This is a genomic window from Micromonospora psammae (assembly GCF_036902725.1).
GTDB lineage: Bacteria > Actinomycetota > Actinomycetes > Mycobacteriales > Micromonosporaceae > Micromonospora.
Genome location: NZ_JBAKHM010000012.1, coordinates 110,442 through 126,282, shown reverse-complemented (window position 1 = coordinate 126,282; position 15,841 = coordinate 110,442). Strand labels below are relative to the sequence as shown.

Annotated in this window: 16 protein-coding genes; 7 read left to right on the top strand and 9 right to left on the bottom strand. The window is 73.0% G+C overall.

What is annotated here, in order from left to right; all coding sequences use genetic code 11:
• Positions 1-105 precede the first annotated feature (105 nt).
• The 4 genes from V6U79_RS16585 to V6U79_RS16570 form a co-directional block, all read right to left on the bottom strand.
• Positions 106-312 carry a hypothetical protein gene (locus V6U79_RS16585; RefSeq protein WP_334615134.1) on the bottom strand — a complete coding sequence of 69 codons (207 nt, stop codon included), beginning with the start codon at positions 310-312 and terminating at the stop codon, positions 106-108.
• A gap of 128 nt (positions 313-440) precedes the next feature.
• Complete coding sequence (gene trpD / locus V6U79_RS16580; protein ID WP_334529417.1) at positions 441-1,487, bottom strand: anthranilate phosphoribosyltransferase; 1,047 nt, start codon at positions 1,485-1,487, stop codon at positions 441-443.
• An 88-nt stretch (positions 1,488-1,575) separates the two neighbouring features.
• On the bottom strand, positions 1,576-1,971 hold the full coding sequence (locus tag V6U79_RS16575; RefSeq protein ID WP_334615133.1) for a response regulator: 396 nt from the start codon (positions 1,969-1,971) through the stop codon (positions 1,576-1,578).
• A 107-nt stretch (positions 1,972-2,078) separates the two neighbouring features.
• Entirely contained in the window at positions 2,079-3,056 is a 978-nt protein-coding gene (locus tag V6U79_RS16570) for a cytochrome c oxidase assembly protein (protein WP_334615132.1), read from the bottom strand.
• 108 nt (positions 3,057-3,164) lie between these two features.
• On the opposite strand from V6U79_RS16570, the gene ctaE reads away from it, so the two are divergent.
• The 5 genes from ctaE (at position 3,165) to V6U79_RS16545 (ending at position 8,314) form a co-directional block, all read left to right on the top strand.
• Complete coding sequence (ctaE, locus tag V6U79_RS16565; protein WP_334529408.1) at positions 3,165-3,764, top strand: aa3-type cytochrome oxidase subunit III; 600 nt, start codon at positions 3,165-3,167, stop codon at positions 3,762-3,764.
• A 72-nt stretch (positions 3,765-3,836) separates the two neighbouring features.
• On the top strand, positions 3,837-4,670 hold the full coding sequence (qcrC, locus tag V6U79_RS16560; protein WP_334529404.1) for a cytochrome bc1 complex diheme cytochrome c subunit: 834 nt from the start codon (positions 3,837-3,839) through the stop codon (positions 4,668-4,670).
• A gap of 67 nt (positions 4,671-4,737) precedes the next feature.
• A complete protein-coding gene (qcrA, locus tag V6U79_RS16555) occupies positions 4,738-5,826 on the top strand; it encodes a cytochrome bc1 complex Rieske iron-sulfur subunit (RefSeq protein ID WP_334529401.1) in 1,089 nt (362 codons plus the stop codon).
• The gene (qcrB, locus tag V6U79_RS16550; RefSeq protein WP_334529398.1) at positions 5,823-7,454 is read left to right on the top strand and encodes a cytochrome bc1 complex cytochrome b subunit; all 1,632 of its coding nucleotides are present in this window, start codon (positions 5,823-5,825) and stop codon (positions 7,452-7,454) included. Before qcrA ends, qcrB begins: the two co-directional genes overlap by 4 nt.
• A gap of 179 nt (positions 7,455-7,633) precedes the next feature.
• Entirely contained in the window at positions 7,634-8,314 is a 681-nt protein-coding gene (locus tag V6U79_RS16545; protein WP_334529395.1) for a DUF4142 domain-containing protein, read from the top strand.
• Positions 8,315-8,396: 82 nt separating this feature from the next.
• Here V6U79_RS16545 and V6U79_RS16540 read toward each other — a convergent pair whose 3' ends face one another.
• From V6U79_RS16540 to V6U79_RS16520, 5 genes are all read right to left on the bottom strand, one after another.
• Positions 8,397-8,684, bottom strand: a complete 288-nt coding sequence (locus V6U79_RS16540; RefSeq protein ID WP_334529392.1) for an Lrp/AsnC family transcriptional regulator — start codon at positions 8,682-8,684, stop codon at positions 8,397-8,399.
• Between the two features lie 80 nt (positions 8,685-8,764).
• Positions 8,765-9,637: a nucleotidyltransferase family protein gene (locus V6U79_RS16535; RefSeq protein ID WP_334615131.1), complete on the bottom strand. Its 873-nt coding sequence runs from the start codon at positions 9,635-9,637 to the stop codon at positions 8,765-8,767.
• Positions 9,634-10,173 (bottom strand): NUDIX hydrolase, encoded by a 540-nt coding sequence (locus tag V6U79_RS16530; protein ID WP_334529386.1) that lies wholly within the window; start codon positions 10,171-10,173, stop codon positions 9,634-9,636. The genes V6U79_RS16535 and V6U79_RS16530 overlap by 4 nt, the downstream gene beginning before the upstream one ends.
• Positions 10,174-10,249: 76 nt before the next feature.
• Positions 10,250-12,037 carry a RelA/SpoT family protein gene (locus tag V6U79_RS16525; RefSeq protein ID WP_334529426.1) on the bottom strand — a complete coding sequence of 596 codons (1,788 nt, stop codon included), beginning with the start codon at positions 12,035-12,037 and terminating at the stop codon, positions 10,250-10,252.
• Positions 12,038-12,165: 128 nt separating this feature from the next.
• Positions 12,166-13,923, bottom strand: a complete 1,758-nt coding sequence (locus V6U79_RS16520; RefSeq protein ID WP_334615130.1) for a DEDD exonuclease domain-containing protein — start codon at positions 13,921-13,923, stop codon at positions 12,166-12,168.
• A gap of 127 nt (positions 13,924-14,050) precedes the next feature.
• Here V6U79_RS16520 and V6U79_RS16515 point away from each other — a divergent pair, with 127 nt between their 5' ends.
• Positions 14,051-15,457 (top strand): NYN domain-containing protein, encoded by a 1,407-nt coding sequence (locus V6U79_RS16515; RefSeq protein WP_334529380.1) that lies wholly within the window; start codon positions 14,051-14,053, stop codon positions 15,455-15,457.
• 120 nt (positions 15,458-15,577) lie between these two features.
• Positions 15,578-15,796 carry a hypothetical protein gene (locus tag V6U79_RS16510; protein ID WP_334529377.1) on the top strand — a complete coding sequence of 73 codons (219 nt, stop codon included), beginning with the start codon at positions 15,578-15,580 and terminating at the stop codon, positions 15,794-15,796.
• The last annotated feature ends 45 nt before the right edge of the window (positions 15,797-15,841 follow it).

Here is a 15,841-nt window from a genome sequence, read left to right as displayed (position 1 = left end):
GGGCGGCGCAGGGCGGGAGGGCCGGCGGAGGGCCAGGGAGGGTGGCGTGGGCCGGGGAGGGCGGCGCAGGGCCGGGGAGGGCGGCGCGGGGCGGGCCGGGAGGGGTCAGGCCGCGCGGCGGCGGGGACCGGACTGCCGGCGACGCGCGGCGAGCTGCGGGGCGCGGAAGGCGAAGGTGGCGATCAGCACGGCCACGCCGCAGCCGGTGCAGATCAGCTCCGGGCAGTCAATGCCGTGGCCGTCCGCGCAGGGCGGGGCCTCGAACGGCTGAACGCCCTCGCAGCTGTCGCAGTAGAGCTCGCGGTCCGACACGGGCGTCTCCTCTCGCTCCGGCGTTCCCCGACGGGCAGCACCGCCATCGGTGGAAAACGGAAAATTACTCCCGTGTAGTTTGGCACGCCCCTCCGACACTTTCGGGCACGCCACCCTCGCCCGGTCGTTCAGCCCGCGTGGGCGACCTCGATCCAGCGCTCCAGGACGGCGGCCGCCGCACCGGAGTCGATCGACTCGGCGGCCCGGTCCAGGCCGGCCCGCAGCGCCCCGGTCAGGTCCCCGTCCAGCGGGCCCTGGGTGGCCAGCGCGGCGGCGGAGTTGACCAGGACGGCGTCGCGCACCGGCCCGGTCTCGCCGGCCAGCAGCCGACGGGCCACGCCGGCGTTGTACGCCGCGTCTCCGCCCCGCAGGTCGGCCAGGGTGGACCGGGGTACCCCGAGATCGGTGGAGTCCACCAGCGCCTCCGTGACGGCGCCCTCCCGGGCCACCCAGAGGCGGGTCGGGGCGGCGGTGGTGAACTCGTCCAGGCCGTCCTCGCCGCGCATCACGATCACCGAGTCGCCGCGAGCGGCGAAGACGGCGGCCATCACCGGGGCCATCCGCCGGTCGAAGCAGCCCACCGCGCCGGAGCGGGGGCGGCCCGGGTTGGTCAGCGGGCCGAGGAAGTTGAACGCGGTGGGCACCCCCAGCTCGCGTCGGACCGGCCCGGCGTGCCGCATACCCGGGTGGAACCGGGGCGCGAAGCAGAAGCCGATGCCGGCCTCGGACACGCAGCGGGCCACCGCCTCCGGGTCCAGGTCCAGCGGCACACCGAGGAACTCCAGCAGGTCGGCGGTGCCGCAGAGCGAGGAGGCCGCGCGGTTGCCGTGCTTGACCACGCGTACGCCCGCGCCGGCCACCACCAGCGCGGTCATGGTGGAGATGTTCACCGTGTGGGCGAGGTCACCGCCGGTGCCCACCACGTCCAGCGCGGTGCGGCGCACCTCCTCCGGGAGCTTCACCTCCACCGACCGGCCGAGCATCGCCTCGACCAGGCCGGCCAGCTCGGCGGGAGTCTCACCCTTCGCCCGCAGCGCGACCGCGAAGCCGGCGACCTGGGCGGGGCTGGCCGCGCCGGCCATGATCTCGTCCATCGCCCAGGCGGTGTCGCCGGTGGAGAGCTCCTCACCGCGCAGCAGCGCGTTGAGCAGGTGCGGCCAGGTCCGATCGCCCATGGCGGGCCTCCCGAGCGGGCGTGAGGTGCGGGTGGGACGGATCGCGCCCGTCACCCCGGGCGCCGGGGGCGCCGCCGAGCGCGGTGACTCAGGCGGCGGCGTGCGTACGCAGCAGCTCGGCGACCGTGGTGCCGGTGGTCACCGGGTCGAGCGGGTGCACCAGGGTGGCGTCGACCTGCGCGTACGCGGCGAGCCATCGGTCGGCGGCGCGGGCGATCACCACGCAGGTCGGCGGGGCGTCGTCACGGTCGTCCTTGATCTGCCGGGCGATGCCGATGCCGCCGCCCGGGGACGCCTCACCGTCGAGGAGCATGAGGTCGATCTCATAGTCGTCGACCAGCCGGATGCACTCCGCATAGGCGGAGGCCTCGACGAACTCGATCTCCAGACCGGGCGCGGGACGGGTGCCGACGGCCAGCCGCATCCGGTCCCGGACCTGCGGGTCGTCGCTGTAGAGCAGGACGGTGCAAAGACGATCGCTCATCGCTGGACTGGCTCCCACCTCGTAGCTGCCCGCTGATCGTACCGGTCGGTGTGGCGTACCTGACATCCCGCCCGCCGGGGCCCGGCGGACGCCGCCGTCGGCGCAGCTCAGGGTTGGGCGACCGGGGGTGGGGCGGCCTGCGCCGCGGCGGCGCGCTCGCGGGCCTCCTGGCGGTCCAGTTCGCGGTCGAGCCGGCGGGCCTCCCGCTCCGACTGCTTGACCCACTGCAGCACCAGCACCGCGAGCATCGTCACACTGACGAACTCGCCGCCGGCCCAGAGGACACCGCCGGCGACCACCTGGTCGTCCCAGGGGTCCGACCAGCTCAGGCCGAGCGACGGGTACCAGTCGCCGCCGAAGAGCGTGGTGCTCTGCATGATGGTGAGCCCGAGCACGGTGTGGAACGGCACGGAGAGCACCATCAGCAGCGCCCGCCCCGGGTACGGCCACCGCCCGGGCAGCGGATCGAGGCCGAGCAGCGGCCAGAAGAACACGCAGCCGGTCATGATGAAGTGCGCGTGCACCAGCTCGTGGGCCCAGGCGTGTTCGAGGGTGTAGCGGTACAGGTCGGTGAAGTAGAGCGCGAACGGGTTCACCACGAAGATGGCGAACGCCACCAGCGGGAAGCTGTAGATCCGGGCGATCCGGCTGTGCACGACCGCCAGCAGCCGCTTGCGGGGGCGCACCGGCAGGGTGCGCAGGGCCAGCGTGACCGGAGCGCCCAGGGCCAGGAAGATCGGCGCGATCATCGACAGCACCATGTGCTGGATCATGTGCACCGAGAGCAGCGCGGTGTCGTACGCGTGCAGTCCGCTCACCGTGACCGACGCGATACCGCCCAGGCCGGGGCCGAGGAAACAGACCGTGCGGACGACCGGCCAGCGGTCCCCGCGCAGCCGGAGCCGGTGGACGCCGTAGAGGTAGAGACCGGCGGCCAGCACCAGTCCGAGGGCGAGCCAGCTGTCCAACCGGGTCTCGGTGAACACCCGGGCGATGGTGAAGGGCGGCGGAACGGCCTCGCCCCCCGCCGCCAGGGTCGACGGGGCGACCGAGGTGGCGGCGAAGATCGGATCGACGTGCAGCACGCTTTTCAGGGTAGGTCAGGCGAACCGGACCACCCGGATCGGGCCACGGAAGGCGACGGTTTGCCACCCCGCTGATGGCCGGCCCCGGTCAAGGGCAATAATGACCGCGTGACTGCGGCCCCAGCCATTGACAAGAGCCGGATCCACTCCCTGACCCGACCCAACATGGTCAGCGTCGGGACGATCGTGTGGCTCTCCAGCGAACTCATGTTCTTCGCGGCGCTGTTCGCGATGTACTTCTCGATCCGCGCTGCGGCGCCGGAGCAGTGGGAGAAGCACACCGAGCACCTCAACATCCCCTATGCGACCACCTTCACGGTGATCCTGGTGTTGTCCTCGGTGACCTGCCAGCTCGGTGTCTTCGCGGCCGAGAAGGGTGACGTCCACGCCCTGCGGCGCTGGTTCACGATCACCTTCGTGATGGGCCTGATCTTCGTGCTCGGCCAGGTGAACGAGTACCGCGAGCTGGTGCACGAGGGCGTGAAGATCAACGAAGACGGCTACGGGTCGATGTTCTACCTGACCACCGGCTTCCACGGCCTGCACGTGACCGGCGGTCTCATTGCCTTCGTCATCTTCATGATCCGCACGACCATGGGCCGGTTCACCCCGGCGCAGGCCACGTCGGCCATCGTCGTCTCGTACTACTGGCACTTCGTCGACGTCGTGTGGATCGGGCTCTACGCCATGATCTACTGGCTTCAGTGATCTTGGCGCGTCACGTACCGCGCCGCTGCTCCGTCCCCTGAGACAAGGTCCAACCGGTTAAGGACACAGGTCATGACTTCTGACAACGACCGCCGAAGCGGTCTGCTCGCGCGCCTGCGCGGGCGGCCCGTGGCGCGCAGCAGGGGCCGCCGCCGGCTGGGCGCCGCGGTCCGGCTGATCGCCGCGCTCGCGCTGGCCGGCGGCGCCTACACCGCTTTCGCCCCGGGCGTGCAGGCGCAGGAAAACCCGCCGCTGACCGGCGCCGCAGCCGAGGGCAAGGCGCTGTTCGACGTGAGCTGCGTGACCTGCCACGGTCGCAACGCGCAGGGCGTCGAGGGTCGTGGCCCGAGCCTGATCGGGGTCGGCGCCGCCTCCGTGGAGTTCCAGGTCGACACCGGCCGCATGCCGATGGCCCGCCAGGAGGCCCAGGCCCAGCGCAAGCCCCCGGTCTTCACCGACGAGCAGGTGCGCCAGCTCGGCCAGTACATCCAGGAGCTGGGTGGTGGCCCGCAGGTCCCCGAGGGTGAGCTCCGCGAGGGCGCCAACCTGGCGACCGGTGGTGAGCTGTTCCGGATCAACTGCTCGCAGTGCCACGCCTTCGGCGGTGGCGGCGGCGCGCTCTCCTCGGGCAAGTTCGCCCCGAGCCTGCGCCCGGCGAGCGACCGGCAGATCTACGCCGCCATGCTGAGCGGCCCGCAGAACATGCCGGTCTTCGGCGACAACCAGATCTCCCCGGAGGAGAAGGCGGACATCATCGCCTACATCCAGGAGACCCTGAAGCAGGGCGAGGACCAGGGCGGCTTCAACCTCGGCCGGTACGGTCCGTCCACCGAGGGTCTGGCGATCTTCCTGGTCGGCATCGTCGCGCTGGTCTTCGCCAGCCTGTGGATCGCGGGCAAGTCGTGACCGAGCCGAACATCAGTACCATTGCCGTGGTGCCGGTTCGCGGCACCGCCCGTAGCGAGGTGACGGCATGAGCACCCACACCGAGCCCCAGGCCCCGCGGGGTCCGGAGCCGCTCGACGTCCTCGATCCCCGGCTGTCCCGGTTCGACATCGTCCAGGAGGGCGCGCGCCGGGACGACATCGAGATCGTGCACTACGAGGAGCAGGTGGCTCCGGGCAGCAAGGCCGAGCGCCGCCTGACCCGGCTCGTCGCCGGGTTCTTCCTGCTCACCGGTCTCGCGTCCACCGCGTTCCTGGTCGTCTACATCTGGTGGCCGTGGCACTGGGAGGCCGGCCGCGGCGGGGACAAGTGGTACACCCCGCTGCTCGGCCTCACCCTCGGCGTCGCGCTGCTCGCCATCGGCTTCGGCATCCTGACCTGGGGCAAGAAGTTGCTGCCCAAGGAGGTCTCGATCCAGGACCGGCACGACCAGCCGGGTTCTCCGGAGGATCGCAAGATCACCGGTGAGACCATGCTCTACCTGGCCGACGAGATGGGTGTGCGGCGTCGTCCGCTGCTCGGTGTCTCGCTGGTCGCCGGTCTGCTGCCGGTGGGCGCGGTCGCCGCGGCCCCGCTGGTCGGTGGCCTGATCTCCCAGCCGCACAAGAACAACCAGATGTTCACCACCGGCTTCGCGCCGGCGGACGGCGGTCGACGGATCCGGCTGGTCCGCGAGGACGGTCGACCGATCCGCCCGACCGACATCAGCGCCGGTGGTCAGCTGACCGTCTTCCCCGGCATCGAGCACGGTGTGAGCAACAAGCACGCCGACTCGCCGACCCTGCTGATCCACCTGCGGGAGTCGGACGCGCAGCAGTCCCGCGAGGCCAACGCCCGGGTCGGGCACGGCGACTACATGTGGGGCAACTACGCGGCGTACTCCAAGATCTGCACGCACGCCGGCTGCCCGGCGAGCCTGTACGAGCAGCAGACCAACCGGCTGCTCTGCCCGTGCCACCAGAGCCAGTTCCTGATCACCGACAACGCGCGGCCGATCTTCGGCCCGGCCAGCCGACGGCTGCCGCAGCTGCCGATCGAGGTGGACGAGGAGGGCTTCTTCGTGGCGAAGTCCGACTACACCGAAACCGTCGGCCCCGACTTCTGGGAGCGGCCATGAAGCGCCGAAAGTTTGACGTAGCAGCGGTGCCGGGCAAGGCCGCCGGGGAAGTGGACGACCGCTTCCAGGTGGCCACCCCGCTGCGCAAGCTGCTCAACAAGGTCTTCCCGGACCACTGGTCCTTCCTGCTCGGCGAGATCGCGCTCTTCTCGTTCGTCGTGCTGCTGCTGACCGGTGTGTTCCTGACCTTCTTCTACGAGCCGGCGATGACCGAGGTCATCTACAACGGCAGCTACGCCCCGCTGCGGGGCACGCCGATGTCGGCCGCGTACGCCTCCAGCCTGGACCTGTCGTTCGACGTCCGGGGTGGCCTGATCATGCGGCAGATGCACCACTGGTCGGCGCTGCTGTTCATGGCCGCGATCGTGGTGCACATGCTCCGGGTCTTCTTCACCGGCGCGTTCCGCAAGCCGCGTGAGACGAACTGGATCATCGGTTCGCTGCTGTTCTGGGTCGGCTTCCTGGCCGGCTTCACCGGCTACTCGCTGCCGGACGACGGCCTCTCCGGCACGGGCCTGCGGATCGCCTCGGCGATCATGCTCTCCATCCCGGTGATCGGCTCCTGGCTGACCTCGTCGATCTTCGGCGGGGAGTTCCCCGGCGAGATCATCATCAGCCGGTTCTTCATCGCCCACGTGCTGCTCATCCCGGGCCTGCTGGTGGCGCTGATCAGCGCCCACCTGGCGCTGGTCTTCAAGCAGAAGCACACCCAGTGGCCCGGCCCCGGCCGGACCAACGAGAACGTGGTCGGCGAGCGGATGTTCCCCCGCTACGCGCTCAAGCAGGGCGGCTTCTTCATGGTCGTCTTCGGCGTGATCGCGCTGATGGGTGGCCTCTTCCAGATCAACCCGATCTGGTACTTCGGCCCGTACGAGGCGTGGGTGGTCTCGGCCGCCAGCCAGCCCGACTGGTACGTCATGTTCCTCGACGGCTCGACCCGCCTGATGCCGGCCTGGGAGGTCAACATCCCGATCGGCGACGGCTACGTCATTCCGCCGCTGTTCTGGCCGACGGTCGTCCTGCCGGGCATCCTGGTCGCGATCTCCCTGTTCTACCCGTTCATGGAGGCGCGGCACCTCAAGGACCGCAAGCACCACAACCTGCTCCAGCGGCCGCGGGACGTCCCGGCCCGCACCGCGGTGGGCGCCATGGCCGTCGCGTTCTTCGTGGTGCTGACCCTCTCCGGCGCGAACGACGTGATCGCCGACAAGTTCCAGATCAGCCTCAACGCGATGACCTGGGCGGGCCGGATCGGCCTGCTGGTGGCCCCGCCGCTTGCCTACTACGTCACGTACCGGCTCTGCCTCGGTCTGCAGCAGCACGACCGCGAGGTGCTGGCCCACGGCGTGGAGACCGGCATCATCCGGCGCCTGCCGGACGGCCGTTTCGTCGAGGTGCACCAGCCGCTGACCTCGGTCGACGGGCACGCCGACGGGCACGGTCAGCTGGACTACGTCGGCTGGGTGGTGCCGAAGAAGATGAACCGGCTCGGCGCCCTCGGCCCGGCCATCCGGGGCTTCTTCTACCCGATCGAGAAGCCGGCGGAGGCGCCGGTCTCGCCGGGCCACCCGCCGGTCGAGCCCCGACCGGAGCGGGAGGAGATCAGCAGCGGCGAGCGCCGGCGCTGACCCCCGACGCACCTGAGCGTGGCGCCCGCCGGAGTTTCCGGCGGGCGCCGCGTCCGTTTCCGGGCCGGTCGTCCTGCCGCGCCGCCACATCCGGGCGACCCGCCCACGAACGGGTGGACACGCAGGAATAAGCCCCGTCAGCCGGGTATCCGTGCGGTCCAACGAATCGGGGAGGGAACATGTTGGGAATCAAACGCCTCGGCCTGCTGGCCGCGCTGGTGGTGATTGGCCTCGCGCCCGCCACGGCGGTACAGGCCGCGGCACAGCCGTCGGCGCAGGACACCCAGTACCTGCAGGCGGTGCACCAGGTGAACCTGTTCGAGATCACGGCCGGCGACCTGGCCCGGCGGAAGGCCCAGAGCGAGGACGTCAAGCGGCTGGGCGAGATGTTCCGGACCGACCACACCCAGCTCGACCAGACGGTGCAGAGCACCGCGCAGCAGCTCAACGTGACGCTGCCCAGTGAGCCGACCGCGGATCAGCAGCAGGTGCTCGACCGGCTCGGCAACCTCGACGGCGCCGAGTTCGACCGGCAGTGGGTGACCGCGCAGTTGGCCGGCCACGTCCAGGCCATCCAGGCCACGCAGACCGAGATCTCGCAGGGCACCGAGCAGTCGGTCGTCCAGCTGGCGCAGAACGCGCTGCCGATCCTCCAGGCGCACTACGACGAGCTGGTGACCCTGGCCCAGCAGCTGGGCGTCCCGGTGCCGCAGACCAGCGCCACCGGCACCCCGAGCCCGGGTGGCACCACGACGCCGGGTCCGGGTGCTCCGGTGCCCCCGGCTCCGGGTGGCACCGGCACCGAGCAGCCGGCCCCGGGTGGCACCATCACCAACTCGCCGGCTCCGGGTGACGGCTGACATCACCGTACGGCCGATGGCCGGTCCGCCCTTCCGGGTGGGCCGGCCATCGCCGTGCGTGGGTGGCGCGGCGGCCGCGCCGTCAGTCGGCGCCGGCCAGCCCGATCGCGAACGCCTCCTCCAGGTCGTGCTGGGAGTAGGCCCGGAACGCGATGTGCGACTCCGTGTCGATCACCCCGGGCACCTTGGAGATGCTGCCGGCGATCACCTCGGCGATCTGCTCGAACTCCCGCACCCGGACGATGGCGATCAGGTCGACGTGACCGGCCACCGAGTAGACCTCGCTGACGCCGGGCAGGTCGGCCAGGGTCTCGGCCACCTCCGGGATCGAGTCGGTGGCGCAGTCGATCAGGACGATCGCGGTGATCACTGGACGATTCTCCGTTCGTCGACGTCGTGGCTCATGCTAGATGCTGACCGGTTCGCCCGGAGCGGGACCGCCCCGGCCGCTCACGCCGCCGGCACGGTCCGCCCGTCGCCCGTCCGGACCACGTCGCGCAGCCGTTCACCCGCCTCGACCGTCGCGCCCGGCCAGAGCACCGCGCGCGCCACGTCGCCGTGCACCACCGCTCCGGCGCCGACCACGGACCGCCGCAGCGGGCCGCTCACCGTCGCCGTCGGGTCGACCAGGCTGTCGCCGCCGGCGGCGTGCAGGTTGGCGGCCAGGTAGTCGGCCGGGGTGCCGGTGTCGTAGAAGACGCCCGGATAGGAGACCACCGCCAGGGCGCCCGCCGCCTCGGCCGGCCGCCACACCGCCCGGACCAGGTCGCCGAAGGTGGGCGGCAGGTCCCGGACCAGTCGCCAGGGCAGCAGGGAGAACCCGGTGAAGTCGTGCCCGTCGAAGGTGCCCGGCGCCGTCGGGTCCGCGGCGGGCCGACCGAGCAGGCGTACGGTGCGCCCGTCCCAGCCGGCCAGCAGCGCCGCGATGTCGGGCCCCGGCGCGGCCCCCGGGTCGGCGAGGTACGCGTCGGCGTTGCCGACCAGCACCCCCCGCCCGGCGATCCAGTCCCGCAGGTTGCCGATGCCGCCGGCCGTGCCGAGCGGTTCGCCCGGTTCGACCGAGCGGTGCGCCCGGTCACCGACGTGCGCGACGACCTGGTCGGCGAGGTAGGCGGCGTTGACCGCGACCCGGTCCGGGCCGGTCAGCCCGAGCCCGGCCAGCCGGGCCAGCGCCCGGTCCAGCAGCGGGACGTTGCCGACGGGGCAGAGCGCCTTGGGTACGCCGGTGGTGAGCGGCCGCAGCCGGGTGCCCTCGCCCGCGGCGAGCACCACCGCGCAGATCCCCGCCCCGGCCCGCGCCGGTTCGCGCCCGTCGGCGGTCACGCCGCCGGCTCGCCGGTCGGCGGGACCTTCCCGGCCATCGGACCGATGCCGTAGTGGCCGAGCAGGTTGGCGGTGGCCCGGCTGAGCCGGGGCAGGTCGTCCAGCGGGTGCCAGACCGCCTCGAGAACCTCGGCGCCGTCGACCTTCAGCGTGGTGGTGGAGGCGGGCACCTCCGTCTCGAAGACCACGTCCACCCAGCCCCCGGCGTGCACCAGGGCGTTCGGCACGGCCGGGCGGAGCCGCTCCGGGGCGAGCCGGATGCCGGACTCCTCGTGCAGCTCGCGGGCGGCGCCGACGACCGGGGGCTCGCCGCGCTGGAGCAGCCCGGCGGGGAGGCTCCAGCTGTGCCCCGGGGGCTGCCGCAGCAGCAGGATGCGGCCGTTCCCCTCCGCCTCGCTGTCCCGGACCAGGGCGACCGCGCCGACGATGTACTTCGGTACGGCCAGCCGGACGAGCCGGCGGCGCATCGTCACCGGCAGCCGGTAGAAGACCTTGTAGGCGACGGCCCGGCCGGTGGCGCGCGAACGGGGGATCATGACTCCAGGCTATGCCGTGCGGGGCCCGCCGTGGCGGGCGGGGCGACCGCGCGGGCTGGGCCGTGGCGCTGCCTGGTCACTGCCGGTGGTCCACCAGGTCGATGAGCTGACGGACCACCGTGTCCGGTTCGATGGTCCGGTCGAAGACGGCCACCAGCAGGGTCTCCAGGTCGGGGTAGCCGAGCTCCTCGGACAGGCGCAGCAGCGGCAGGTCGCTGGCCAGCCCCCGGTCGTGTTTGCGCAGCGCCAGCCCGATGGTGGCCCGGCCCAGGCGGACCTTGTCGGTGATGGAGATGCCCGGCTCGGTGTGCTCGGCGAACCAGCGGTTGATCTGCATCTGGGCGTGCGGCGACTTGACGAAGCCGAGCCACTCCCGCCGGGGACCACGGGGCGCGGCGTCGGCCTCGAAGCCGCTCTCGGCGTCGTTCTCGGTGTAGATCTCCACCACGTCGCCCTCGTCCAGTTCGGACGACAGGGGGACCAGCCGGCCGTTGATCCGGGCGGCCAGGCAGTGGTCGCCGCGCTCGGCGCCCAGCTCGTACGCCAGGTCGACCGGGGTGGCGCCGGCGGGCAGCACCACCTGGCGGCCGTCGGCGACCACCTGGATCTGCGCCTCCGCCAGGTCGCAGCGCAGCGACTGGAGGAACTGGGCCGGGTCGGGGGCCTCCTGCTCCCAGTCCAGCACCCGGCGCAGCCAGGAGAGCTGGCCGGGCCGGGCGGTGTCGCCGGAGGAGCGGGGGAAGCGGAACTCGGCGGCGATGCCGTACTCGGCGGCGCGGTGCATCTCCCGGGTGCGGATCAGCACCTCGACGGTGCGGTCCTGCGGCCCCAGGACGCTGGTGTGCAGCGACCGGTAGAGGTTGTTCTTCGGTGAGGCGATGAAGTCCTTGAACCGGCCGGGCACCGGACGCCAGCGGCCGTGCACCGCGCCGAGGGCGGCGTAGCAGTCGGTGGCCGGCCCGTCCACCACGATCGCGATCCGGGGCAGGTCGTACGGGGCCGAATGTCCGCCGGCGACGGTGTCCTTCCAGATCGAGTAGAGGTGCCGGGGGCGCGGGCCCACCTCGGCGTCAACCCGGCTGCGGCGCAGCGCCACCCTGGCCTGGGCCACCACGTCGTCGAGGTAGGCGTCCCAGCCGGGCCGATCGTGCACGTGCCGGGCGATCCGGGCGTGCTCCTCGGGCTCCAGGTGCAGCAGCACCACGTCGTCCAGCTCGCGTTTGAGGGTCTGGATGCCGAGCCGGTCGCAGAGCGGGACCAGCACCTCCTGGGTGGCCCGGGCGATGCGCTGCCGGGAGGCGGCCGAGCGGACCCCCAGCGTCCGCATGTTGTGCAGCCGATCGGCCAGTTTGATGATCAGCACCCGGACGTCCTTGCCGGCCGCGATGATCATCTTGCGGATCGTCTCCGCCTCGGCGGCCTTGCCGTAGAACGCCTTGTCGAACTTGGTCACCCCGTCGACCAGGTGGGCCACCGCGTGGCCGAAGTCCTCGGCGAGCGCCTGGAGGGTGTAGCGGGTGTCCTCCACCGTGTCGTGCAGCAGCGCCGCCACCAGGGTGGTGGTGTCCATGCCGAGATCCGCGCAGATCTCGGCGACGGCCAGCGGGTGGGTGATGTACGGCTCGCCGCTCTTGCGGAACTGGCCGCGGTGCATGTTCTCCGCGATGGTGTACGCCCGGCGCAGCACCGACGGGTCCGCGCCGGAGTGGATGCTGCGGTGACTGCGCACCAGCCGGGCGACCGGATCGCCGTCGGTGGTCGGCCAGGTCAGCAGCGACCGCAGCCGGCGGGCCAGTGGCAGCTCTCCCGGCTGGGTCGGGAGCGCGCCCCCCAGGGCGGCGCCGTGTCCGGCGTCGACGTCCACGAGGGACACCTCCTCACCCCGGCTCCTCGGTCACCGTCACCAGTAACCGGAAGCAGGCCCACGAAACGGGCAGGACTGCACTCCTTCAACAGCCTAAGTGAGGCACGGTCGTCCGATCGGTCACTTGCTCATGAGCGTTCGGTCGAGAGTTGGTGGGATCCGCCGTTCTCGGCCTTCGCCAGCAGGTCCCGGAAGCGGGCCGCCCCGGAGACCGGGGACGACCACTCGGAGGACATCTCCACCAGCCGGGTCTCCGGCCGCTCCAACCAGGACAGGATGCGCTCGGTCTCCTCGGCCGAGGCGCGCGGCACCGGCCCGTGGCCGGGCTGCACCGTCTCGGCGGTGGCCCGGATCGCGGTGATGGTCGGTCGGGGGTGGACCCCCGGCGGGGAGACCCCCGCCCCGGCCAGCCGCCCGTGCCGGACCAGGGCCAGCTCCCAGCCGCCGCCGGCCGCCGGCCGGGCCGCGGCCAGCTCGGCGATCCGGGTCAGGCCGGCCAGCCGCTGCATCCGGACGGCCGCCCGGAGCACCGCGGCGAGCCGGGACCGCACCACCGCCGCCTCCTCGTACCGCTGGGCGGCCGAGAGCGCCTCGATCCGGGCCAGCAGGGCCTGCACCACGACCTGGGGGTCGCTCGCCGTCGCGGTGCGGAACGGGGCGGCGGCGCGGTGGTCGTACTCCTCGGGGGTGATCCGGTGCTCGCAGGGCGCCGGGCAGCGGCCCAGCTCGGCCAGCGCGCAGGCCGGCGTGACCGTGCGCAGCGAGAGCCGGTGCGTGCACTGGCGCAGCGGAACCGCGTCGTGGAAGCCGGCGGCGGCCAGCTCGGCGGCCTGTTTGGACCGGAACGGACCCAGGTAGGCGGTGTCGCCGGGGGAGAGGTTGCGCACCACCGACAGCCGCGGGTAGGGACCGTCGGTCAGCTTCAGCCACACCATCCGCTCGGGGAACTTGGACCGCCGGTTGTACGGCGGGGCGTGCGCGCCGATCAGGCGCAGCTCGCGGACCTCCGCCTCCAGGGAGTGGGCGCACTCGACCGCCTCCACCCGCTCGGCCGCGGCCAGCATCTCCGACATCCGGGCCCGCTTCTCCGCGGCGGTGAAGTAGCTGCGCACCCGGGTGGCGATGTCGCCGGAGGTGCCGACGTAGAGCGGCCGGTCGTCGGCGGCCCGGAAGATGTAGACCCCGGGCGCCTTGGGCAGCCCCTCGGCGAGGTGCCGCTTGCGGCGCTGGGTGGGGGTGACCGCGCGGGCGAACTCGATCGCGTCGCCGACCGTGTCGACCCGGTGCCCGCCCAGCCGGGCGATCAGCCCGTGCAGCACGTCGACGGTCGCCAGGGCGTCGTCCAGCGCCCGGTGGGTGGGCTGGGTGGCGGTGCGGAAGTAGGCGGCCAGGGTGCCGAGCTTGCGGTTGGGCACCTCGTCGCGGGTCAGCACCCGGCGGGCCAGCGCGGCGGTGTCCAGCACCCGGGGGTTGGGCCAGCGGTAGCCGTGCTTGGCGCAGGCCGCCTTGAGGAAGCCCACGTCGTAAGGGGCGTTGTGGGCGACCAGCACGGCGTCGGTGATGAACTCCAGGAAACTCGGCAGCACCTGCTCGATCGGCGGCGCCGGGATCAGCATGGCCTGGGTGATACCGGTCAGCACGGTGATGAACGGCGGGATCGGCACCCCTGGGTTGACCAGGGTGGCCAGCACCCCGAGCTGCTCGCCGCCGCGCACCTTGACCGCGCCGATCTCGGTGATGCCGCCGCCGTCCGGCGCGCCGCCGGTGGTCTCCAGGTCGACCACCACGAAGGTCGTCGCGTAGAGCGGCAGCGCCGGGTCGACCCCGCCGCCCGCCGTCGGATCCAGACCGGCCAGCGTCTGCTGGACGTACTCCCCAGGTGCCACGCGCGGCAGGCTAGCGGCCAGGTCCGACACTCCCGCCCCAGCAGCCTCACAGGTGGTCACGGGTCTAGGATGAGAGATCGGCTCACTCATCCGGCAGTGGGCCCGGTCGCGGTGGGAGACTTGCCACATGCCCCTCACCGAGCCGTACGACGACCACCTCCCGGAGGAGGGGTCGTCCGCCGCCGCGCCCGGGGCCGGCGTCGATCCGGGTGCGGGGGCGCCCGAGCCGGAGCCCACCCTGCCCGAGCCGGTCCGGCAGCGCATCGTCGCGCTCACCGCCGCCGTGCTGCCCGGACTGCCCGTCGACGAGGTGCCGGTGCCGCTGCGCCGGGTGGCCAAGTTCGCGCCGAACCGCCGCGCCCGGCTGGGCGCGCCCGCGATCGCCGCCCAGCTGACCGCCGACCCGCTGTTCCGGCAGCGGGTCACCGCCCGGGTGCTCGCCGACTCCGGCGACCTGGGCGCGGCCGTGGTCGAGGGCACCGCCCCGGCCGCCGCCGACCCGGTCGAGGTGGCCGCCCTGGCCTACCTGGCCCGGCCGCGCGGCTGGCGGGAGCTGATCGAGGCCAGCGGCGCCGCGGTGCGCGCCGAGGCGGACAGCGCGGTCGTCGCCGAGCTGGTCCGCGAGGCCGAGCAGCGGGCCACCCGCGCCGAGCACGACCGGGCGGTGGCCCGGGTCGAGGCGGAGAAGCTCCGCGACGAGCTGGCCCGGGTCCGCGAGGAGCTGGGGCAGCTGCGGGAGGAGGCCCGCCAGCTCCAGCGCACGTTGCGGGAGACCCAGGCCCGCGAGCGCAAGGCCACCGAGCTGCTCGCCACCGAGCGCGGCCGGGCCGCCCGGGCGGCCGCCGACAGCGACGCCGAGCTGCGCCGGGCGCGGGCCCGGCTGGCCGAGGCGGAGGCGGCGGCGGGGATGGCCCGGGCCAGCGCCAAGGAGGCCCGCTCGGTCGACGACGCCCGGCTCTGGCTGCTGCTGGAGACCATCGGGCAGGCCGCCGTCGGGCTCCGCCGCGAGCTGGCCCTCGACCCGGTCGAGAAGCTCCCCGCCGACTTCGTCGCCGACGCCTTCGCCGAGAACCCGGCCGCTGCTCCCACCGGTGGGCCGGCCGCCAGGGCCCGGGACACCGACGACCCGGCCCGCCTCGACCAGTTGCTCGCCCTGCCCCGCGCGCACCTGGTGGTGGACGGCTACAACGTGACCAAGCGGGGCTTCGGCGAGATGTCGCTGGAGCAGCAGCGCAAGCGGCTGATCACCGGGCTCGGCGGGATCGCCGCGCAGACCGGTGACGAGGTGACCGTGGTCTTCGACGGCGCCGAGCGGATGCACGGCCTGCCGCCGACCCCGCGCGGGGTACGGGTGCTCTTCTCCCGCAAGGGCGAGACCGCCGACGAGCTGATCCGGCGGCTGGTCCGCGCCGAGCCGTCGGGGCGCCCGGTGGTGGTGGTCTCCTCCGACCGGGAGGTCGCCGACGGGGTCCGCCGGCACGGGGCGTACCCGCTGGGTGCGGACTCGCTGCTGCGCCGGCTCTCCCGCTCCTGAGGTGTTGATCACCGGATGTCCGGTTCTGTCGTACCCGGGCTCTAGTGTCCGACCTGACCGACGGTGGCCGGGCGGTGACGAAGTCGTCGCCCCCGCCGCCGCACTGCGTCAGGAGGCACGATGCTCATCGACTGCGACGGCTGCGGGATCCGCGGCGCCGGCTGCGCCGACTGCCTGGTGACCGCCCTGCTCGACGACTCGCCGACGACCGGCCTGGACGCCGCCGAGCGCCGGGCGGTCGAGGTGTTCGCCCGGGCCGGCTTCGACGTGGAGGTGCTCGGCCACGAGCCCGGCCCGCCCGTGCGACGCCGCGTACCGGGTCGCCGCCGGGCGGCGTAGCCGCCCCCGTGCCGATGCGGCGGCTCCCGCTGACGGTGCCGCACA